The sequence below is a fragment of the Thermotoga neapolitana DSM 4359 genome, from assembly GCF_000018945.1.
Taxonomy (GTDB): Bacteria; Thermotogota; Thermotogae; order Thermotogales; family Thermotogaceae; genus Thermotoga; species Thermotoga neapolitana.
In genome coordinates this window covers 722,733-743,533 of sequence record NC_011978.1, presented here as the reverse complement: position 1 = coordinate 743,533, position 20,801 = coordinate 722,733, and the positions used below count along the sequence as shown (strand labels likewise).

The 20,801-nt window shown below is 45.7% G+C and carries 21 protein-coding genes; 4 read left to right on the top strand and 17 right to left on the bottom strand.

Translation table 11 applies throughout. From position 1 onward, the window contains the following. Positions 1-14 precede the first annotated feature (14 nt). Positions 15-2,612 carry a valine--tRNA ligase gene (locus tag CTN_RS03690; RefSeq protein ID WP_038067093.1) on the top strand — a complete coding sequence of 866 codons (2,598 nt, stop codon included), beginning with the start codon at positions 15-17 and terminating at the stop codon, positions 2,610-2,612. Positions 2,613-2,641: 29 nt separating this feature from the next. Here CTN_RS03690 and CTN_RS03685 read toward each other — a convergent pair whose 3' ends face one another. Then, entirely contained in the window at positions 2,642-3,010 is a 369-nt protein-coding gene (locus CTN_RS03685) for a NifB/NifX family molybdenum-iron cluster-binding protein (protein ID WP_015919243.1), read from the bottom strand. A 13-nt stretch (positions 3,011-3,023) separates the two neighbouring features. Further along, on the bottom strand, positions 3,024-3,521 hold the full coding sequence (locus CTN_RS03680; protein ID WP_244857385.1) for a 4Fe-4S dicluster domain-containing protein: 498 nt from the start codon (positions 3,519-3,521) through the stop codon (positions 3,024-3,026). Between the two features lie 898 nt (positions 3,522-4,419). Here CTN_RS03680 and nadX point away from each other — a divergent pair. Genes nadX through nadC form a run of 3 tightly spaced genes read left to right on the top strand, consistent with a single transcriptional unit; the run spans position 4,420 to position 6,883 of the window. After that, positions 4,420-5,148: an aspartate dehydrogenase gene (nadX, locus tag CTN_RS03675; RefSeq protein WP_038067070.1), complete on the top strand. Its 729-nt coding sequence runs from the start codon at positions 4,420-4,422 to the stop codon at positions 5,146-5,148. Between the two features lie 12 nt (positions 5,149-5,160). Beyond that, a complete protein-coding gene (gene nadA / locus CTN_RS03670; RefSeq protein WP_015919239.1) occupies positions 5,161-6,057 on the top strand; it encodes a quinolinate synthase NadA in 897 nt (298 codons plus the stop codon). Between the two features lie 4 nt (positions 6,058-6,061). Next, complete coding sequence (gene nadC / locus CTN_RS03665) at positions 6,062-6,883, top strand: carboxylating nicotinate-nucleotide diphosphorylase (protein WP_038067065.1); 822 nt, start codon at positions 6,062-6,064, stop codon at positions 6,881-6,883. On the opposite strand, the gene CTN_RS03660 is transcribed toward nadC, so the two are convergent. From CTN_RS03660 to CTN_RS03590, 15 genes are all read right to left on the bottom strand, one after another. Beyond that, a complete protein-coding gene (locus CTN_RS03660; RefSeq protein WP_015919236.1) occupies positions 6,874-7,332 on the bottom strand; it encodes a YaaR family protein in 459 nt (152 codons plus the stop codon). The genes nadC and CTN_RS03660 overlap by 10 nt on opposite strands. Next, positions 7,329-7,985 (bottom strand): hypothetical protein, encoded by a 657-nt coding sequence (locus CTN_RS03655; protein ID WP_038067062.1) that lies wholly within the window; start codon positions 7,983-7,985, stop codon positions 7,329-7,331. Before CTN_RS03655 ends, CTN_RS03660 begins: the two co-directional genes overlap by 4 nt. After that, positions 7,969-8,565 (bottom strand): bis(5'-nucleosyl)-tetraphosphatase (symmetrical) YqeK, encoded by a 597-nt coding sequence (gene yqeK, locus CTN_RS03650; RefSeq protein ID WP_015919234.1) that lies wholly within the window; start codon positions 8,563-8,565, stop codon positions 7,969-7,971. The genes CTN_RS03655 and yqeK overlap by 17 nt, the downstream gene beginning before the upstream one ends. Before the next feature lie 3 nt (positions 8,566-8,568). Beyond that, positions 8,569-8,850: a DUF503 domain-containing protein gene (locus CTN_RS03645; protein WP_015919233.1), complete on the bottom strand. Its 282-nt coding sequence runs from the start codon at positions 8,848-8,850 to the stop codon at positions 8,569-8,571. 14 nt (positions 8,851-8,864) lie between these two features. Continuing rightward, positions 8,865-10,133 carry an alpha-amylase family glycosyl hydrolase gene (locus CTN_RS03640; protein WP_015919232.1) on the bottom strand — a complete coding sequence of 423 codons (1,269 nt, stop codon included), beginning with the start codon at positions 10,131-10,133 and terminating at the stop codon, positions 8,865-8,867. A gap of 1 nt (position 10,134) precedes the next feature. Further along, positions 10,135-12,186 (bottom strand): elongation factor G, encoded by a 2,052-nt coding sequence (gene fusA, locus CTN_RS03635; protein ID WP_038067078.1) that lies wholly within the window; start codon positions 12,184-12,186, stop codon positions 10,135-10,137. After that, positions 12,186-13,847 (bottom strand): phosphodiester glycosidase family protein, encoded by a 1,662-nt coding sequence (locus CTN_RS03630; protein ID WP_015919230.1) that lies wholly within the window; start codon positions 13,845-13,847, stop codon positions 12,186-12,188. Before CTN_RS03630 ends, fusA begins: the two co-directional genes overlap by 1 nt. Then, positions 13,844-15,148 (bottom strand): pyrimidine-nucleoside phosphorylase, encoded by a 1,305-nt coding sequence (locus CTN_RS03625; protein WP_015919229.1) that lies wholly within the window; start codon positions 15,146-15,148, stop codon positions 13,844-13,846. Before CTN_RS03625 ends, CTN_RS03630 begins: the two co-directional genes overlap by 4 nt. A gap of 4 nt (positions 15,149-15,152) precedes the next feature. Continuing rightward, on the bottom strand, positions 15,153-16,391 hold the full coding sequence (locus tag CTN_RS03620; protein ID WP_015919228.1) for a sensor histidine kinase: 1,239 nt from the start codon (positions 16,389-16,391) through the stop codon (positions 15,153-15,155). A gap of 3 nt (positions 16,392-16,394) precedes the next feature. After that, entirely contained in the window at positions 16,395-17,114 is a 720-nt protein-coding gene (locus CTN_RS03615; protein WP_038067057.1) for a response regulator transcription factor, read from the bottom strand. 59 nt (positions 17,115-17,173) lie between these two features. Then, entirely contained in the window at positions 17,174-17,836 is a 663-nt protein-coding gene (locus CTN_RS03610) for a hypothetical protein (protein ID WP_015919226.1), read from the bottom strand. Between the two features lie 73 nt (positions 17,837-17,909). Next, positions 17,910-18,209, bottom strand: a complete 300-nt coding sequence (gene rpsT, locus CTN_RS03605; protein ID WP_015919225.1) for a 30S ribosomal protein S20 — start codon at positions 18,207-18,209, stop codon at positions 17,910-17,912. A 15-nt stretch (positions 18,210-18,224) separates the two neighbouring features. After that, positions 18,225-19,412: a methionine adenosyltransferase gene (gene metK, locus CTN_RS03600; RefSeq protein WP_015919224.1), complete on the bottom strand. Its 1,188-nt coding sequence runs from the start codon at positions 19,410-19,412 to the stop codon at positions 18,225-18,227. A gap of 73 nt (positions 19,413-19,485) precedes the next feature. Further along, a complete protein-coding gene (locus CTN_RS03595) occupies positions 19,486-19,812 on the bottom strand; it encodes a hypothetical protein (RefSeq protein WP_038067053.1) in 327 nt (108 codons plus the stop codon). A 4-nt stretch (positions 19,813-19,816) separates the two neighbouring features. After that, positions 19,817-20,788: a M23 family metallopeptidase gene (locus CTN_RS03590; protein WP_015919222.1), complete on the bottom strand. Its 972-nt coding sequence runs from the start codon at positions 20,786-20,788 to the stop codon at positions 19,817-19,819. Positions 20,789-20,801: the final 13 nt, after the last annotated feature.

Below are 20,801 nucleotides of genomic sequence, written 5' to 3'. Positions count from 1 at the left end.
AGGAGGTGCTGAGAGTGGCTGAACTTTCGACCAGATACAATCCAGCCGAGATAGAAACCAAATGGTACAGGTACTGGGAAGAAAAGGGTTACTTCACTCCCAAGGGTGTTGGCGAAAAGTTCTCCATCGTGATACCACCACCGAACATCACAGGAAGAATCCACATGGGCCATGCCCTCAACATAACGCTTCAGGATATAGTGGTAAGGTACAAGAGAATGAAAGGGTACGACGTTCTGTGGGTTCCAGGTGAAGACCATGCCGGAATTGCCACACAGAACGCTGTGGAGAAATTCCTTCTTCAAACGCAGGGTAAAACCAGAGAGGAGATAGGAAGAGAGAAGTTCCTTGAGATCACCTGGGAATGGGCGAACAAGTACAGAAGAGAGATCAGAGAGCAGATAAAGGCCCTTGGAGCATCGGTGGACTGGACAAGGGAGCGCTTCACCCTCGACGAGGGCCTCAGCAGAGCAGTCAGGAAGGTCTTCGTCGAACTCTACAAAAAAGGTTTGATATACAGAGGAAAGTACATCGTGAACTGGTGCCCAAGGTGCAAAACCGTGCTCTCGGACGAAGAGGTAGAGCACAAAGAGCATCAGTCCAAACTCTACTATGTGAAATACCCCGTCAAAGACTCCGATGAATACATAGTCGTTGCAACCACAAGGCCTGAAACGATGCTTGGAGACACGGCGGTGGCCGTCCATCCGGAGGACGAAAGGTACAAAGACTTCGTCGGCAAAACTCTCATTCTTCCACTTGTTGGAAGGGAGATCCCGGTTGTTGCGGACAAATACGTTGACCCGAAGTTTGGAACAGGAGCGGTGAAGGTAACACCGGCTCACGACCCGAACGATTATCTCATCGCACAAAGACACAATCTCCCGATGGTAGAGATCTTCGATGACAACGCACGAATAAACGAAAACGGCGGAAAATACAGGGGACTCGACAGATACGAAGCAAGAGAGAAAATTGTGAAAGATCTTGAAGAGCAGGGCTTTCTTGTGAAAATAGAAGACTACACACACTCTGTCGGTCACTGTTACAGGTGTGATACCGTGATAGAGCCGAAGTTGTCAGACCAGTGGTTCGTCGCCACAAAGCCTCTGGCAAAGAGAGGGATCGAAGCCGTTGAAAAGGGAGAGATCAAATTCTTCCCGGAAAGGTGGACAAAGATCTATCTCAACTGGATGTACGAGATCAGAGACTGGTGTATCTCCAGACAACTCTGGTGGGGTCACAGGATTCCCGTGTGGTACTGCCAGGACTGTGGACACATCAACGTTTCCGAAGAGGATGTAGAAAAGTGTGAAAAATGCGGTTCCACCAACCTGAAGCAGGACGAAGACGTGCTCGACACGTGGTTTTCTTCCGCTCTCTGGCCCTTCTCAACACTTGGCTGGCCCGAGGAGACGGAAGATCTCAAGAGGTACTATCCGACTGATCTTCTCGTCACGGGATTCGACATCATCTTCTTCTGGGTTGCAAGAATGATCATGATGGGATATGAGTTCATGAACGAAAAACCGTTCAGTCACGTGTACATCCATCAACTGGTCAGGGACAAGTACGGAAGAAAGATGAGCAAATCTCTGGGAAACGGTATCGATCCTCTTGAGGTGATAGACGAATACGGGGCAGATCCCATGAGATTCACCCTTGCCATTCTTGCCGCTCAGGGAAGGGACATAAAACTCGATCCGAGGTACTTCGACGCCTACAAGAAGTTCGCAAACAAGATATGGAATGCCACAAGGTTTGTCCTGATGAACCTTGAAGATTACAAAGAAGTCCCACTTGAAAACCTCAAGACGGTGGACAAGTGGATACTCACAAGACTCAACAAAACGGTCAAAGAGGTGACCAGTGCCCTGGAGAACTACGACTTCAACATAGCGGCAAGGACCATATACAACTTCTTCTGGGATGAATTCTGTGACTGGTACATAGAAGCATCAAAGCCAAGACTCAAAACAGAAGAGAGGCACCTCGTTCAGACGCTTCTGGTGAAAACACTCGATACCTCTCTGAGACTCCTTCACCCGTTCATGCCGTTTCTCACAGAAGAGCTCTGGCAGAAGCTCCCTGTCGATGGTGAATCGATAACGATAGCAAAGTGGCCCGAGGTGGAAGAAGAAAACATCGACGAAGCAGCAGAGAAAGAGTTCACAAGACTTATGAACATGATCCGTGGTGTCAGAAACGTGAGAGCAGAGATGAACCTTCCTCAGTCTCAGAGAGTGAGGATTTTCGTAAAAGGGCTTGAAATCACGGATGAAATGAAACTACTGCTCAAAACTCTTGGAAACATAGAAGAGATAGCCATCGTGAATGAAAAGCCTCAAAAAACAGCAACTGCCTATGTTGAAGAGAGCGTGGAAGTGTACGTTGATCTTGGTGGTCTGATCGATTTCGAAAAGGAAAAAGAGAGACTGAAACAGAACATGGAGAAAATCAAAAAGGAGATCGATCGCCTCGAAAAGAAACTTTCCAACAAAGACTTCTTAGAAAAAGCCCCCGAAGAAGTGGTCGAAGAGACAAAAGAAAGACTGGAAAGCAACAGAGAGCGTCTCGAAAGATTAGAGTCGATACTGAAAGATCTGGAGTGAAAAAGAGGGGCTTTGGCCCCTCTTTTGTTTCAATGGTGATGGAATTTCTCCCGAACTTCATAGTCCAAATCTCTTAATTGTCCTGCCAAGTACCGGTTCACCACCTCTTCCACCGTTCCTGAAGCTCCTCTTATCACTTTTATGCCTAGAGTCTCGAAGATGGAAAATGCTCTCTTCCCAATGCCTCTCACTATAACCAATTCTGCACCTTTTTCTTTCACGAAATTTGGAACAGCACCGGCGATATGATCCTGTGCAAGAGGGTTTTCTTCAACGGAGATATCCAGCACTTTGTCGTTTTCCACTTTTACAAATGCGAAGTAGGGTGCTCTACCAAAGTGTTCCGATATAGGAGAGTCTTTTCCTTTGTTTTCAGAAACGGGAATGGCTATGATCATGGTTTCACCTCCTTTATGGTTCAGGATCAGTTTCTGTTTCCTTTATTGATAGGTGTTCATCAGGTAGCAGAGGTTTTATTATTTCAAAAGTTTTTTTTACAATTTTATTCTGTGCGACCAATTTCTTTATGTAAGAAACATCAGGAAAACTTATTGCTCCTGTTGGACAAAGATTCATACACGTCTGACATGCGACCATGCAATTGTAAGGACGTGCTACTATCACTTTCCCTTCTTTTCTGTCAAAGTCAAATACTCGCCTTCCACAAGTTACAAAGCAAATACCACACGTTGCACATTTATCGTAGTTGATGACTGGATACCACTCTATTGCTTTTCTATCTACACCCCACCAGGGAATTTTAGAAAGATCACGAATCTCCCGCCCAAGGGCATCCTTTCCAATCACCGGAGTGTTCTTAGATTCCATTCCAATCTCCCTCCCAATCCTGTTTTTTATCTTTTTGCAATAGGGAGGGAGTGTTAATAACCACACCACCAGCACCAGCACACTTTTCTCATAGCTTTCACCTCGAGGAAATTATATACTTTTTACATATATTTGTCAAATAAAAATAAAAAATAGAAGCTTTCCAGCCTGAAAAATCGCTGCGGGTTTGTACCTATAAGGAAATATTGAAACTTTCTCATCAAAAAGTTCTTTCGCCTGCCAGAACACTCGTTTCCATACCTCTAAGGAAGTATTGAAACCCGAGCAGTTCCTGGCGACGGTCAAAGACACAGACCTGTTTCCATACCTCTAAGGAAGTATTGAAACCCGTTGGATTTCAAGGGAATCATACCACAGAGCATGTCAGAAAGCAAGAGTATATGAGAACATACAAAGGGTGTTTCATCACAGGTGATTCTAACACACAGAAAGATCCAGTCAAGTACTGTTTGGAAAAATGGAATAATTGCATAGTCAATGAAAAGCCTAAAGAAAGACAAAATCAAAAGATAAATTATTCTAACCTAGGTCGGGGCATTTTGAGTTGTTTTATGGGAAAATCAACTAGTTCTCATTTTCACAAATTTGTTCAAAAAGGTTCTCCTTAAAAGGTTAGAGGCTAAGTGTGCGGTTTCTTTATTCATGATAGATACATGAACACAGATGAAGACATATTCACAGATCTTTTTTTCGCTTTCTCACTCACAATTCCATTTTCCCTGCATACATCACCTCTCTCAAACCCGCATGAATTTTTTCGTTACCGGTAATTGCATACTCTGTATCACACATCCAATGCCAGTTACAATCACCACCCACCTTGTGAATAAATGGAACTTACCGTACTTTAGTGAATAAAATATAATTTTAGTAAATCAATCAATTTGTAACTAACATAAATACGACCTCTCTTGTCAGTTGTTTACAGCAGGTGTAAAATTTGTTAGGGGTGAAGACAATGAGAGTTCTCATCATAGGTGTTGGCAACATCGGAAAGCAGATTTTGAAGATGACTCACTTTGAGAAAGTTTATGCCTTCGACAAATTCCGAAAAGATCACATTCCAGATATTCACTGGCTTGAGGAGTTTCATGTCCCGGAGGATGTGGATACAGTAATCGAATGTGCCTCCCCAGAAGCGGTTAAAGAGTACTCCTCTCAGATACTGAAAAGCCCCGTGAACTATCTGATCATCAGCACCAGCGCTTTTGCCGACAGAGTTTTCAGAGAATCGTTTTTCGAAGAACTTAAGGTTTCACCAGCAAAGGTATTTTTCCCTTCCGGTGCGATCGGTGGGCTTGATTTGCTGGCAGCGGTAAGAAAAAATATACATCGAGTGATCATTGAAACAAGAAAACACCCGAAAAGTCTTGGAATAAACATCGAAGGAGAAACGACCGTCTTCGAGGGAAGTGTAGAAGAGGCAGCAAAGCTTTTTCCCAGAAACATAAACATCGCTTCTACCGTTGGTCTCATCGCCGGCTTTGAAAAGGTAAAGGTGATCATAAAAGCCGATTCTTCTCTCTCAAACAACGTACACATCATAAGTGTTATCTCCGATGTTGGAAAATATGAATTCAGAATAGAAAACCTGCCATCTCCAGAAAATCCCAAAACGAGTATGGTAACGGTTTATTCCATTTTGAAAACCATCGAAAGTCTGAACTCCAAAATCGTCTTCGGATGAGGAGGGACAAGGGTGATAGACAAAATCCTGAAACTGAAGAAGGAAAAAGGTTATGTGATACTTGCTCACAACTACCAGATCCCGGAACTTCAGGATATAGCAGACTTTGTTGGAGACTCACTGCAACTTGCAAGGAAAGCCATGGATCTGGAAGAAAAAAAGATTCTTTTCCTCGGTGTGGATTTCATGGCAGAACTGGTCAAGATATTGAATCCAGAAAAAAAGGTCATAGTTCCTGACAGAAGCGCAACATGCCCTATGGCAAACCGCCTGACACCGGAGACAATCGAGGAATACAAAAGAAAATACCCGAATGCTCCTGTTGTTCTTTACGTGAACAGCACAGCCGAGTGTAAAACCCTTGCGGACGTCATATGCACCTCAGCAAACGCGGTGGAGGTTGTAAGAAAAATCGAATCGGATGTGATCCTCTTTGGCCCAGATAGAAACCTGGCAGAGTACGTGGCCGAGAAAACAGGGAAGAAAATCTTCGCCATGCCCGAAGATGGTCACTGCCCTGTTCATCAGTTCAGTGAAAACTCCGTTGACATTGCAAAGAAAAAACATCCTGACGCCAGGGTAGTGGTCCATCCAGAGTGTCCAAAACCGGTCAGGGACAAAGCCGATTACGTTGGAAGCACTGGTCAGATGGAAAAGATACCGGAGAAAGACACGGCAAAGACCTTTGTGATAGGAACAGAAGTGGGTATGATCCACAAATTGAAAAAGAAATTCCCGGATAGAAACTTCATCCCACTGGAAAGCGCCATCTGTGTGAACATGAAGAAAAACACCCTGGAAAATACACTCTTGGCACTTGAGACAGAAAGTTTCGAAGTTACTCTTCCTGAAGACATCATCGAAAAAGCCAGAAGACCCATTCTCAAAATGTTTGAAATCATGGGGTGATAATGTGGAAAAACTCCTTGAGATCCTTTCATCACACGTGAGGGAAGACGAAGGAAATCTGGATATCGCTTCTTTTCCCCTTCGAAACACGACATCCAGAGCGACTGTTTTTCTGAAAACAGAAAACGTGGTCGCTTCCGGAATAGAACTCGCCCAGAGATTTCTGGAAAAGTACCATCTGAAGTCCATCTTCCACGTGAAGGATGGTGAGTTCATACCCAAAAAAGGTGCGATAGGTGAAATAGAAGGCAACACGTACAGCCTGCTTTTGATCGAAAGAACTCTCCTCAACACACTATCACTGATGTTTTCAACAGCCACCGTTACAAGGAGGTTTGCCAGAAAACTCAAACACGCAAAGATAGCCGCCACGAGGAAAACGATTCCGGGTTTTTCCCTTTTCCAGAAACTTGCTGTGATGCACGGAGGCGGAGACACCCACAGGTTCAATCTGGGAGACTGCGTTATGATAAAGGACAACCATTTGAAACTCTACGGAAGTGTGGAAAAAGCGATCCAGGAAGTTAAAAAAATTTCCTCCTTCACAAGAAAGATCGAAATCGAGGTCGAAAACATGGAAGACGCCCTGAAGGCCGTTGAGATGGGAGCAGATATCGTCATGCTGGACAACATGTCGCCAGAAATGGTAGAGAAGGTATCGAAGAAGATCAAAGAGATGAACCCAAACGTCGTGGTGGAGGTGTCTGGAGGCATCACAGAGGAGAACGTATCGGATTACGATATAGAAACAGTGGATGTGATCTCAACAAGCCGCCTGACTTTGAGTGAGGTCTTTGTGGACCTTTCACTTGAGATTCAGCGGTAGAGGTTGAGTATGAGTCCGTTGATCTCTTCTATCCTGGCAGCCAGGTTTATCGTCTGCCATTCGTTCTTCATGATCTTTTCGGCGAGGTCCATCAGTTTTTCGTTCACTTCCTCCACCACAACGTGTAGTTTTGCCTTCCCGCTTGTCATATCGAAACTACCGGACAGTTTGTAGAGTTTTTTCTCAACGAGTTTCAGAAATTCCTTTATGGCATTCTTGTACCTTTTCAGGTTAGAGGGAGTGGGGGACCTCACAAGTTCATTCCCGGACTCGATCACTTCCTCGAGGGCCTCTTTGAGGAGTTTTTCAAATTGCTCTACGCTGATGTCCTTCATTATATCGAAGAATTCCTTTTTATCTACTTCTCCGGTTCTGGAAGTTCTCTTGGATTTTTTTCCTTTGACCTCCTGGTTTTTCAGAGATTCCCCTCCGAGAGGGTCTATCCTCACCTTTTCATCTCCTCGGTGATGACCTCCAGTTTCTCAGGGTCAAGGTACAACCTCCGGTACTCTTTTCCCTGAACTTTCACGATGACAGGCGCTTTTGTTATTGTCGGTGCTTCGAAGATGTCGATCGCATAACTAGATACCTTTTCCAGGAACTTGTACAGGGAGAACCTGTTCAGGTTGTTGAACCCAAAATTCTTCACCCAGCTTCCCACAAACAGAAAGTCGAAGAGTTTCACCTTTCTCTTCGAAAGTTCCTTGACAAAATCCGTGAAACTTTCAACCTGCTTTCCAAGAAGATTCTGAGAGAGTTTCAAAAACTCCTCTTTCGACATCACCGAGTAGAAGACCCTTTCCGCTTTTACTTTCAGCAGGTTCTCTATCTTTTCGAGATCGCTCAGGGGTCTTTCAGAAAAGAGCGACTCTTTTCTTTCCGGATCGTAGGACTCCTTTGGGAAGGAAACGATGTACACCATCCTTTTGGTGTCATCTATTCTCACAAAGTAACTTTCGCCCTCCACCCTGAAAAGATAGTGTATTTCTTTTGCTCTGTAATCTGGAGAAGAAAGGAATGATCTGTAGTAGAGAAATCCAACGGCGATAACAGCCACTACCACAAAGACGACGATGAGCAGTATCTTACTCGACCTCTTCATCCACATGACCTCCTCTGCTCATGAGAATACTGTTCCAGAGTTCCACCGTTTCGGGTATGAGCAAAAGATCTCTTCCGACCGCGTAGAAGATTTTATTCTTCAAAACCTGGAAGAATCCTTCCTCTAGGTTTCGAAACGCTATCTTCCTCAGAGCGTCAACCCCTGGAAAGTCCCGTGTGAACTCCAGAGAATCGGCTATGAAGAGGATCTTTCCTATTTCCCTGAAACCAACGTGTCCTGAAGTATGATAAGCAACGGCTATGAGTACTTCTTCGTCATCCACACCGAAGCGTCTTTTCAAAAACTCTGCCGCCACCTTTCCGTGGAGCAAAACAGGATGAGCCTTTTCTAGATCCGATATCTTCAGACCGTAAGCCCTGGACATCTTCAAGAGTTTTCTGGGTGGCACGTCTCTGAACATATCATGTGACAGAGCGGCAAGTTCCAGTCTGTTCAGATCCACGTTGTATATCTCTCCCAGTCTTTTTGAAAAATCCACCACAGACTTTACATGAACGATCCTTTTTTTTGAAAGGACTCTGTTCAGGATCGCTTCCAGTTCATCTATGACCAGCGTCATTTTCTACCACACCTCTCTCTCTGCTTCCTCTACCTCCATACCGGGATAGAGTTCCAGATAATCTATGATGGCGTCAAAAACCTTCTCTATGAAAGCCTTGTCGGTGTTCACCATAGCGATTCCTATCTCGAAGAAGTTCTTCGAATCGTGTGCCCCAACTTCAGAAATGGATATGTTGTACTTTTTTCTCAGGTCATTCATGAGTCTTCTCAGTATGCCTCTTTTTTCTTTCAAGGATCTCACACCGAAGAGTCTGACGCGCAAATTCACCACACCTATGTTCATTCTACCACCTGCTCTCAGTAGAGCACGAAAGAAAGTATCAGAGGTTCTCTTCCGACTTTTATTTTTGCTCTGGAATTTTTCACACTCACCCTCACAATATCGTCGTTGAACACATTTTTGGAGTGAATACAGATATTTTCCCATATGCCGGAAAAATCCAGAGTAACGGATGTATTCTCCAAAAGAGGGTTCAAGACACAGAGGATGAATCTGTTTCCGTGCCTCCAGAGATAGGATATCACCCTCTCCGGCTGATCGTTTCTTATGAAGATCATCTCTCCGTTCGAAAACACGTTCGTTTTGTATCTGTAATGTGCTAGTTTTCTGTGCAGAGAGAATATTTCGTTTTCTTCTCCAGGAATGGGAAGTGTGTACTCGTTGAATATGTCAAGATCTTCCTTGAGAGCGTATTCCTGCCCGTTGTGAACCAGGGGTACTCCCTTCACCGTGAAGAGAAAAGCAATCCAGTGCATCAGTGATTCTCGAGAGAGAAACTTCGCCACTCTGGGTTGATCGTGGTTTTCCAGAAACCTCATCTTTATGTATCCTCTTGGGTACATGTGATCCTGCATCCTCAAAAAATCGATGTACTCCCTTAAACTATTTTTCCCTTCTATGAAATCCCTGAACCTGTAATAACCGTCGTAGTCGTAAGTGATGTCAAACGCCTGGTACATGTACGGATCGTGAGTCTCGGATATCCATATGAGTCTTTTCACAGGATCGAGATTTTTTCTTGCCTGAAGCCAGAAATCCAGAGGAACAAGGCCTGCCACATCACATCGAAAGCCATCCACGTCGAACTCTTCAACCCAGTACCTCATCATGTTGATCATGTACTCTCTCAATTCTCCGTTCGAATAGTCAAAATCGACGACATCCGACCAGTCGGGAACCTTCCTCGTGGGGTTTCCGTTTTCATCCCTGAGAAACCACTCAGGGTGTTTCTTCACTAGGACATTGTCGACAGCAGCATGGTTCAACACCATGTCCATCAGAACGTACATGTTCAGTTCGTGTGCTCTTTTCACAAATTTTTTGAAATCTCCCTTTGTCCCGATCAAAAGATCTATCTCGTAGTAGTCACGGATGGCATACGGAGAGCCAAGAGTCCCTTTCCTTCCTTCCACACCAGTAGGATGAATGGGCATCAACCACACCGTGTTGATGCCCATTCCCTTCAGTCTTTCCAGATCTTTTTCGAGAGAGAGAAACTTTTTCCCTTTTTCACCCGGATAAGCCCTTGCGAAGGCTTCGTATATTATCAGGTTTTTGAGGTTCATATCATTTCTCCTGTTCCTGCATCTCTCTTCTTCTCTCTTCGATGATCTTTTCCTGAATGTTCGGAGGTACTATCTCGTACCTCTGGAATCTCATGGTGAAGTAACCTCTTCCGCTGGTGATGGAAGAAAGTTTGTTGGAAAAGTCTAGCATCTCTGCAAGGGGAACTTCCGCTTTTACCTTCACCATGCCCTTGCCGGAGGGTTCCATACCAAGAGGTCTTCCTCTTCTGCTGGAGATCTCACCCATCACGTCTCCTGCGTTTTCTTCTGGGACGAAGACCTCTACCTCCATGATCGGCTCAAGTATCACAGGCTTTGCCGCTTCCATTCCTTTCTTGAAGGCCTGTATCGCTGCTATCTGGAACGAAATGTCGGAGGAGTCCACTTCGTGATAGGAACCATCGAAGAGGATGACCCTGACGTCCGTAACAGGATAGCCTGCAAGGACACCTCTCTTCATCGCTTCTCTGACACCTTTGTCAACGGAAGGAATGAAGTTTCTGGGGATCACACCTCCAACGATCTTGTCAACAAATTCATACCCCTGACCTCTTGGCAGAGGTTCCAGTTGTATCTTCACGTGTCCATACTGACCGTGACCACCCGTTTGTTTCTTGTGTTTGTGCTCTGCGATGGCTGTTGCTGTGATCGTTTCTCTGTAGGCGATCTTCGGTCTTCCTACCTCAACATCGACTCCGAAGATTTTCTTCAGTCTTTCCACCATAACGTCAAGGTGCATCGCACCAAGACCAGAGATCACCGTTTCACCAGTCTCCGGATCGTACTCCCACACGAAAGTAGGATCGGAGTCGGAGAGTCTGGACAATCCACCGCTGATCTTGTCGATGTCCGACTTGGACTTTGGATGAACAGAACGAGAGAACATGGGCTCCGGGAAAGAAGGAGCGATTATCTTCACCCTTCTATCCCTGTGGGCCAGTGTTTCTCCAACAGCACCCTCTTTGAGTTTCAAAAGTACCACGATTTCGCCAGGTCCAACAGATTCGACTTCTTTCTGCTGCTTGAGAACAGGAAGATAAACATGTCCGACCTTTTCCGAGGTGTCTTTCTGAACGTTGACGATGGTGTCTCCACTCTTCAGAGTGCCCGCTATGACTTTTGCAAAGGTTATTCTTCCAACGAACTGGTCAACAACAGATTTGAAGATGTAGGCACAGAAAGGTTCTTCTTCAGAAAAAGGTATCTCTACTTCTTTACCATCTTCCATCGTTGCCCTGTAGGGACTCGCCTCTGCCGGAGAGACACCTATGTTTTCCAGATAGTCCAGAAGCACATCAACGCCGATTCCGCTCAGAGCAGAACCTGCTATCACAGGTACCAGTTCACCTTTTCTGTAGCTTTCTTTGAGAACTTTCACGAGTTCGTCGTATCCTATTTCTTCTCCATCGAGGTATCTCATCATGAGCTCTTCGTCCTGCTCCACTATGTCCTCGAGGATCTCTGATCTCAATTCATCGAACTCAGATGGCATATCTTCTTCCACCGGCTCTTCTCCGTTGTATCTGTAGGCCTTCTTCTTGAGAAGATCAACAACACCTTCAAAATTCTCTGCTGCACCGATTGGAACAACAAGGGGCAGTATTTTTCTTGAGAACCTTTCCTTCAACTCCGCAACGACGTTGTCAAAGTTTGCTCTTTCCTTGTCCATCTGGTTCACAAACACCATGATGGGTTTTTTCATTTCTTCGGCCAGGTTCCAGGTCCTCTCCGTCTGTATCTCCACACCCGCCACAGCGTTCACTACTGATACGACGTTTTCCGCAACGAAGATCGCATTTATGACTTCAGAGATGAAATCTGCAAACCCCGGAGTATCTATCAAAAACATTCTCTTGCCCTTCCATTCAAAAGATGCCACATGGGAGGAAAAACTCGCACCTTTCTCTTCCTCAACAGGATCGTAGTCCACATACTTTGTTTCTGGTTTGTCGATCATATTCAACTTGTAGAGAATACGAGCCAGAAGCAAAGATTTCCCAGACCCGTTGTGACCTATCAAAGCTGCTGTTCTCACATTCCGGATGTCTCCCATCACTCACCCACCTCCGTGCTTTTTTTCTCCCAAACAACGATCCCCACAGGTATGGCTGCCGTGCTGTTTTCTGCTTTTCCAAAGAGGTTTCCGCCCACCGCCATTACCGAAGAACTTCCCCCATCGACACACATGGCATCTTCGAACCCTCTGGAAAGAAGAAAATCAACAAGTTCATCATAGTTCAACCCTCTCGTTATATGATTATAACCTTCGAAGACGATAAACCAAAGCTTTCCATTTTTTGTAGCAACGACCGTTCTCGGTGCCTTTGCATAGGCGATTCCACCACCGTATCTTGCCTTTTCTTCCTGGGCATCTGGAATCGGAGCACCATTTTGAATCAGAAGAGGCCCTCCCTCCACCGCCTGTCTTATTCGAATCGGCAGATTCGGCTGAATCGAAAGATAAGCCCTGTCTCCTATCTTCAAGTTGGAAAGGTAGGTTTCGTATTTCCTCGAAACGGCTATCACACTTTCTGAGCCTTCTGCCTTTTCTTTGTATCCAAGATATTTCACCGTGTTTCCTTCCACGACGAAATACAACTTGTCATCCTTTTTCGGAATCGTGCCTGAGAACTCCTTCGTGTAAACCAGCACTTCTCCCTCTCCGAGCGTGTTGATTCCCTTGACGAGAAAGAGCACATCGTTCACCGTCAAGGTGACATCCACAAGCACCCTTCCTATGAACACGTCTCCTTCTTCGGTGATCGCAAAAATGGGTCTTCCGGAAAACATCGTAGAATAGGGCTTCCCATCTATCACGACAAGGCCAATGGGAAACTTCGTCACAGGATCAAAATAGTTTCCGTTTATACCAGCCACACCACCGACCCTCTTTACCATATCGTCCAGTTTTTCAAGTGAACCAAAGCCCTTTTCGGCTATGACGGGTTTCACCTCGACCTTTTCTGGGTCCATGATCAGGTAGTTCACAACCGTTTTTTCTCCCTTTCCGAATTCTTCTATCTTACGTTCGAACACAACACCATCGGCTATCTCAAGTTTCCCGAAAAACCCCTCGATCAACGCCAGCTGGCAGACGAGGCGATTCTTCTCAAAAGTCAACCTCACATCTGGGTAGAAGTTTCCGATGCTAGTGATGATGGTGATCTCATTTTTCCCCGGCTTCACCTCTATTCCTTCTGAGACCACGGGAATGTTTTCCACCACAGGGGAGATCTTCAAGACGACCCTGCCCATGCTCTTTTCAACTTCCACCATGTCCGGCACGAGAACACCCGTGTAAGAGATGACTATCCTGTCTTTTTCTTTTGTGGCGGAAAGAAGTATCGGCAGGGAGTTGTAGATGAGCACGTTTTCTCCTTTTGTGTAAACCTGAAAGCCTTCCATCAACTCTTTCACAGCATCGATTGGAAGAAGGAGTTTTCCTTCCAGAAAAAGAGGTGGGGAGAGTTTCTTCACAAAATCCAGTACCGTTTCTTTCTCTTTCACAAAGAGCACATGATCATCGTAGACAACGTAGTGGTAACCGTTTGCGTGTATGTAACCAACACCAACCGGTGAAAGATCTTCCACGTAAACGTAGTAGACACCGTCCCTGAAAACACTTCTTACAGGAAATGCTTCTTTTCCGCTAATCACGTATGAAGCAAAGGAAAGACAGGCAAGAAGGAGAAAGATGAACATCAGTTGTTTCATTTGATCACCTCTTCTACCACTCTGAATGGCTCTGGTGGAGTATCAGACACCACATATGCTTCCTTCAGAAGTTTCATAGCACTTTCCAGGTCGCTCTTTTCTGAAACATAAAGCCTTGCGATCGTTTCTCCTTTTTCCACGAAGTCTCCCAGTTTCTTCTCAACAACTATTCCCACGCTGTGATCTATTCTATCCTCTTTTTTCTTTCTTCCAGCACCCAAAAGCATGGAAGCCGTTCCCACCTTTTCGGTGTCTATGAAGGATACGTATCCATCTCTTTCGGCTTTGAACTCCTCTATCTTCTTCGAAACGGCCAAAAACTTCCATGGATCGTCAACCACTCTCTCATCTCCACCCTGTGCTTTTATGAGTACACGGAACTTTTCGAGGGCTTCCCCCGTTTCGATCTTTTTCTTCAATATCTTCTTTCCATTTTCAAATTCAGAAACTCCCGCAAGTTCGAGCATCAAAGCACCAAGGGTGATCGAAAGTTCTACCAGATCCTCTGGGCCGCGTCCTTTGAGGGTCTCTATAGCCTCTATCACTTCCAGAGAGTTTCCTATGAAACGTCCCAGCGGCTGGTTCATGTTCGAAAGAACAGCGGCCGCTTTTCTACCATGGCGTTTTGCTATTTCCAGCATCAAGCCGGCAAGTTTTCTGGATTCTTCAATGTCTTTTATGAACGCACCCGTTCCAAACTTCACGTCCAGAACGAACGCATCGCTCCCAGCAGCAAGTTTTTTGCTCATAATACTCGATGCGATCAGCGAGAGTTCATCAACGGTTGCTGTGGCATCACGCAGAGCGTATATTTTCTTGTCCGCAGGGACAAGATTTCCCGTCTGTCCCACAATCGCTATGCCGTATTTTTTTACGTTTTCAACGAATTCATCTATGGAAAGCTCCGTCCTGAATCCCGGTATAGACTCCAATTTGTCGATTGTTCCTCCCGTGTGTCCAAGGGCTCGCCCAGACATCTTCGCAATGGGAACCCCGCAGGAGGCAACGAGTGGAGCAACGACGAGGGTGGTCTTATCCCCAACACCTCCAGTTGAGTGCTTGTCAACCTTCTTTCCAGGTATTTCCGAAAGATCCAGAACCTCTCCTGATCTCATCATGACTTCGGTGAGATAGTAGGTCTCCTCCTCGTCCAGATGGCGAAAAAAGATCGCCATCAGAAACGCCGCCATCTGGTAGTCAGGTATTTCCCCTCTCACGAATCCTTCCACCATGAACTTTATCTCTTCTCTGGACAATTTTTCACCGTTTCTTTTCTTCAGAATAACATCGTAAGCCCTCATGTCATCACCTACCCTTGGGCAGATACACCCTCATGAGTGTACCCTGTCCGACCTCGCTTTCTACTTCTATCTTTCCACCGTGCCTGTCGACAATCGTCTTCACTATGGTGAGGCCAAGGCCAGTGCCTCCCATTTTCCTCGATCTTGCCTTGTCCACTCTGAAGAATTTTTCAAAGATCCTGCTCTGGGCCTCTTTTGGAATACCGGGTCCCGTATCTTCCACCTCTATAACGGCCCAATCGGGTGTATCGTAAGCCCTAACCCAGACTTTCTTTTCTCCTTTTTCCTTGAGGGAAGTGTACTTGACAGCGTTGTCCACGAGGTTCAGAAGCATCTGGATGAGCCTTTCTTTGTTTCCTTTGACTGTAACATTCTCGCAATCGATCTCGAGTTCCACTTCGTTTTCTTCCGCGATGGGCTGAACTATCCTGTAAACGTAATCCACCACTTCACAAAGATCGAGTTCCTTCATCTCAAACTCAACAGAACTTTCTTCCATCTTTTCAAGATCCAGCAGGTCGTTTATAAGGTGTGTCATGCGTGCTGATTCTTCTTCAATGATCTTGAGAAATCTTTTGACGAGTTCTTTGTTTTCGAGATCGTCTTCCAGCAGTGTTTCCGCGTATCCATGGATGGAAGTGAGAGGTGTTCTGAGTTCATGAGAGACCGTTGCGATGAACTCACGTCTCATCTCATCCAGTTTCCTTTCCTTCGTCACATCGTGGAAGAGAATGACAAAGATCTTGTCACCGCTTTTCAGATCGACGGGAATCACCTTCACGTGAAAGTACTTCTTGTCGTTTTCTATGTATGTGACCAGTGTTCCTTCCTGTGGTTCCAGGCTTTTTATTGTTTCCTCGACCATTTCGTTTATGTAGTAATCCTCGAATATCTCATAGTAGCGTCTTCCCTCAGGACTGATTCTATCCTGAACGAGCCTTCGAGCAGCTTCGTTCAAAAATGTGATGTTCCCCTCTCTGTCGAGGATGAATATGGGTTCACTGAGACTGTTGAGTATGGTGAGAAAATTGTCCCGGCTGACTTCCACGCGAGCGATTCTGTCTTTCAGATTGTCGATGTACTTTTTCAAACGCTCGAAAAGATAAAGTGGGGGAACATCCTTTTCCCCCAGCATATCCGCCACTTTTTTTATGAATATCCTGTACTCAGATAACTTCCTTCTGAAAAAGAAAACAAGCAAGGCAAACAGCAGGACTCCTGCGACGATCAAAAACAGTTCCATGGATCATTCTTCCTTTCCAGGATCTCTGAACTTGTAACCTTTTCCACGAACGGTGATGATGTATTTCGGGTTCGATGGGTCTTCTTCTATCTTCGTTCTCAACCTTCTGATGTGCACATCGACCGTTCTCGTGTCACCGTAGTAGTCGTACCCCCACAGCTTGTCGAGAAGCACATCCCTGCTGAAAACCTTTCCTTCATTTTCTGCCAGAAACCTCAGAAGTTCGAATTCCAGAGGTGTGAGGTTCACTTTCTTTCCTCTCACTTTCACTTCGTATTTCTCCACATCGATCTCGAGATCCTTTGCAGTGATCTTTTTGGGTCTTTCCTCCTTGCTCTGCACGGCAGCAGACAGTCTTCTGAATATAGCCTTCACCCTTGCAAGAAGCTCTCTCACGCTGAAGGGTTTCGTTATGTAGTCGTCGGCTCCAAGTTCCAATCCAAGAACCTTGTCGAACTCTTCACCCTTTGCGCTCAGAAAGATAACCGGAGTGTTTCTGTATTTTTCCATAGATCTGATCTTTCTTACCAGTTCGAACCCGTCCATTCCCGGAAGCATAATATCCACGATGAACATGTCCACGTCTTCTTCGTTGGCAAGTTTCAGCGCTTCTTCTCCATCGTACGCCTTCAGAACGTCGTAGCCTTCCTTTGCCAGGTTGTATCCTACCAGTTCCAAAATTGCAGGGTCATCGTCGACAACCAGGATCTTCTTCTTCGCCATTTTCAATCCCCCTGAGAGGGGTACACCTCCTTTCATGTGATTTCTATACTATTTTAACATTACAATTCGGATTTTGGAGAAGGTCTTTTCCTGAACGTGTACCAGGAGGCAACGAACAGAAACAGAAGAAAGAGCGAAACATAGAAGAGCACCATCGATTTGTTCTCAAAAAAGCTTTCTGGGCGAAACTCCATGCCGAACATCCCGGAAAGATAATGAAGGACCAGAGCGGCCAAAACAGCGGCCCCCACTATCACCGAAAGCATTCTCGCAAAGTCTTTTTCTTTTCTGTACGCTGTGATTCCTGCAAGAAAGCCTATCAGAACGGACAGTCCCAGCGTTATCCAGTTCATATACTGTACATCCTGTATGTTGAAAGAATTCACCATGAAGTTTATCACATAGTAGGCAAGAAAAGAAACGGTCACAAAAGCAGCCAGAAAGACCAGGTACTTGTACAGAACGTATATCACAACCGCTGTCAGAACTCCAACGGCCACCATGACGATCGTTCGCACATTCTCGTTGGAAAGATAACTACTCAGGGATTCCACTTTTGACAGAAGAGGAAAAACGAAGTTGATTCCCATCACAAATCCCAGCACGGCAAACGCAACGTGTTCAACGTACCTGGATGCGAACATCAGAAAGAGGGCTGCGGGAAGGGAAAAGTACCAGTTCTCGACAACCAGTTTCAAAAAATCCCCTATCACCCTTTCCATAGGTATCCCTCCTCAAATTTTAAAACCAGAAATGCCCCGCTGAGGGGGCTGGATTTCAAGGTCGAGGAAAAATTCACTCCTGAGTCGTTTCAGCTGCTTCCAGGCTCTTCAGGTACTCGTTCACTCTCTTGAAGAGTCTTTCTTTTCTTCTCGCTCCCTGGTTTTTGTGAATGACTCCCTTTGATACCGCTTTATCGATGGCAGCCTGCGCTTTCCTGGCGAGTTCCAGGACCACTTCTTTTGGCTCGCCGTTTTCTATGGCCTTGATGACTTCCTTTATTCTGTTTTTGAAAAAGGTCTTGTAAGCTTTGTTCCTCAGTCTTCTTTTTTCAGAAACCCTGACCCTCTTTTTAGCAGATTTCGTGTTAGGCACTACTCAATCCCTCCCTCACATGTTGAAGGCTCTTTTCAACTCATCGACCATGTCGAGTTTTTCCCATGTGAATTCTTCCTCGTTTCTACCGAAATGACCGTAAGCTGCTGTCTTCCTGTAAATGGGCCTCAGTAGATTGAGTTTCTTTATGATCGCCCCGGGCCTGAAATCGAAGATCTCGGTGATCACCTTGAGGAGTTTTTCCTCGTCAACCTTCGCTGTGCCGAACGTGTCGATCAGTATGGAAACGGGTTTTGCGACACCTATAGCATAAGAGAGCTGTATGAGGAATTTGTCAGCAAGACCTGCGGCGACCACGTTCTTCGCTACATATCTTGCCATATAGTGAGCCGATCTGTCAACCTTCGTTGGGTCTTTACCGCTGAAGGCACCTCCTCCGTGGGGCACCCATCCTCCGTAGGTATCAACTATTATCTTTCTGCCGGTAAGCCCCGTGTCCGCCATTGGACCACCAAGGACGAACCTTCCTGTAGGATTGACGAGAATTTTCATCTTATCATCTCTGTACTCTTCCGGTATGACAGGATTTATAACGTGTTCGATGATCGCCTCTCTCAGATCCGCCTGGGAGATGTCCGGGTCGTGCTGAGTGGATATGAGGACGGTGTCAACACGCACCGGCTTGTCGTCCTCGTACTCTATCGTCACCTGTGTTTTCCCATCTGGCCTCAGAAATGGAAGTATGCCCTTCTTTCTGACTTCAGCAAGTCTCATAGCCAGGCGGTGAGCAAGCGTGATTGGAAGCGGCATGTATTCGGGTGTTTCGTTTGTGGCGTAACCGAACATGATTCCCTGGTCTCCTGCACCCAGTGCCTCCAGTTCGTCCGCTACCTCTTCTCCACTTTTCACCTCGAGTGCCTTGTCCACACCGAGCGCTATATCTGGAGACTGACTGTGTATGCTTGTGAGCACTCCACACGTCTCTCCATCGAAACCGTACTTTGCCCTTGTGTATCCTATCTCAAGGATCGTTTTTCTCACGATATCTGGTATCTCCACGTACGCCCTCGTTGTAACTTCTCCTGCTACGATGACGAGCCCCGTGGTAACGAGCGTTTCAACGGCGACTCTGCTCTTTGGATCCTGCTCGAGCATGGCGTCCAGTATGGCATCCGAGATCTGATCCGCAACCTTGTCAGGGTGACCTTCTGTGACACTTTCACTGGTGAAAAGTCTCCTCATTTCCCATCCTCCTTTCGCTGGTCGTATGACAGCCTTGATAGTTTATCATATCTTCCCTTAAAAGAAGATTACATTATTGTTTTTGAGCGTCTTCATACTCTTCTTTTGTGATAAAACTGCCACCCTCGATGGAAACCGACACCGGTTTGTAGGAAGATGTGAACGTTGCAACAAGATGGATTCTGTTGGGACATTTAGAGCCTACGTAGAGTTTATCTATCTTGTAAGGAACGCCTGGATTGTCATAGTCCACGATGAAGTCGTATCCCCGCCTCAGATGACTTCTGAACACCTCTCCACATCGATCACACTTTATGTAAACAACCAGAGCCCCCTTTTCTCTGTAGAAAGGATCCCTATCCAGATTCTTCTTCTTTTTCCCGAAGAACAAAAAGAGCACCACTTCACCTCCTTTGCAGATAGAAGGAAAACTCCTTCTTCATACCCCATATATCCTCCAGCACGATGGTGTACTTGGCAAAGTCTGGGAACTTTCCAATTTCCGGAAATTTGTTGACTTTCACAAGCGAAGAAAACGTCTCTGGAAAGAGTTTGTACCAGAGTTCGAATCTGTACGCCGCCGATACGGACTTTCTGTCGTACACTCCCCAGACATTTGTGAACTCAGACCATGGAATCTGTTCAAAGGAGATCTGATAGATCTCTTCTCCTTCCATCAAGAGAGAGATCTTCTTGAGCCCCAGAGTGTTGTTGAATCCTCGAGAATAGGCCTTTATGGAAAGAACTGGAAAGTTTCCGGTGAACGGGTAGGTTCTGTTTTCAACGAAGTCATAAACGTTGTCTCCTATTTTCAGATTTTCCAGGAAGATATCTTCATCCACGGGTTTTTGAAGGTTCAGGAAATTCGATGGATCGTAAGAAACTTCTTCTTTTTTGTCTCTTATCTCAAAGTGTGCGTGTGGTATGGGCGCTTCCCCGGTAGTACCGGAGTATCCCACAACTTCTCCCTTTTCAAACCAGATCTCTTTTTCTGGGAACTCCACAACAATCCTCACGTCTCCGAACTCTTCTTTCAGAGACTCCACGATCACTTCGAGTTTCTTTGCAAAACCACTCAAATGAGCGTACAGCGTTCTGTAGCCGTTTTCGTGTTCTAGAACCACCGTGTAGCCGTATATATCGTCTCTGTCGATCTCGAGCCTGACGAGCCACCCTCTTTCAGAAGCGTAGATGGGAACGCCTTCTTTCAAACCAGTGGAGAAGTCCATCCCCATGTGAAAATGCGGTCCTCTGTTTCCACTTCCTCTGTACTCACCGAAACTCGCTGAAACACGTGGGGAATCAACAGGTGGAGAGAAGGAAAAGACCACGGAAAAAAGAAGGACCAGAGCCAAAATCAGAAGCCATTTTTTCACAGTGATTCCCTCC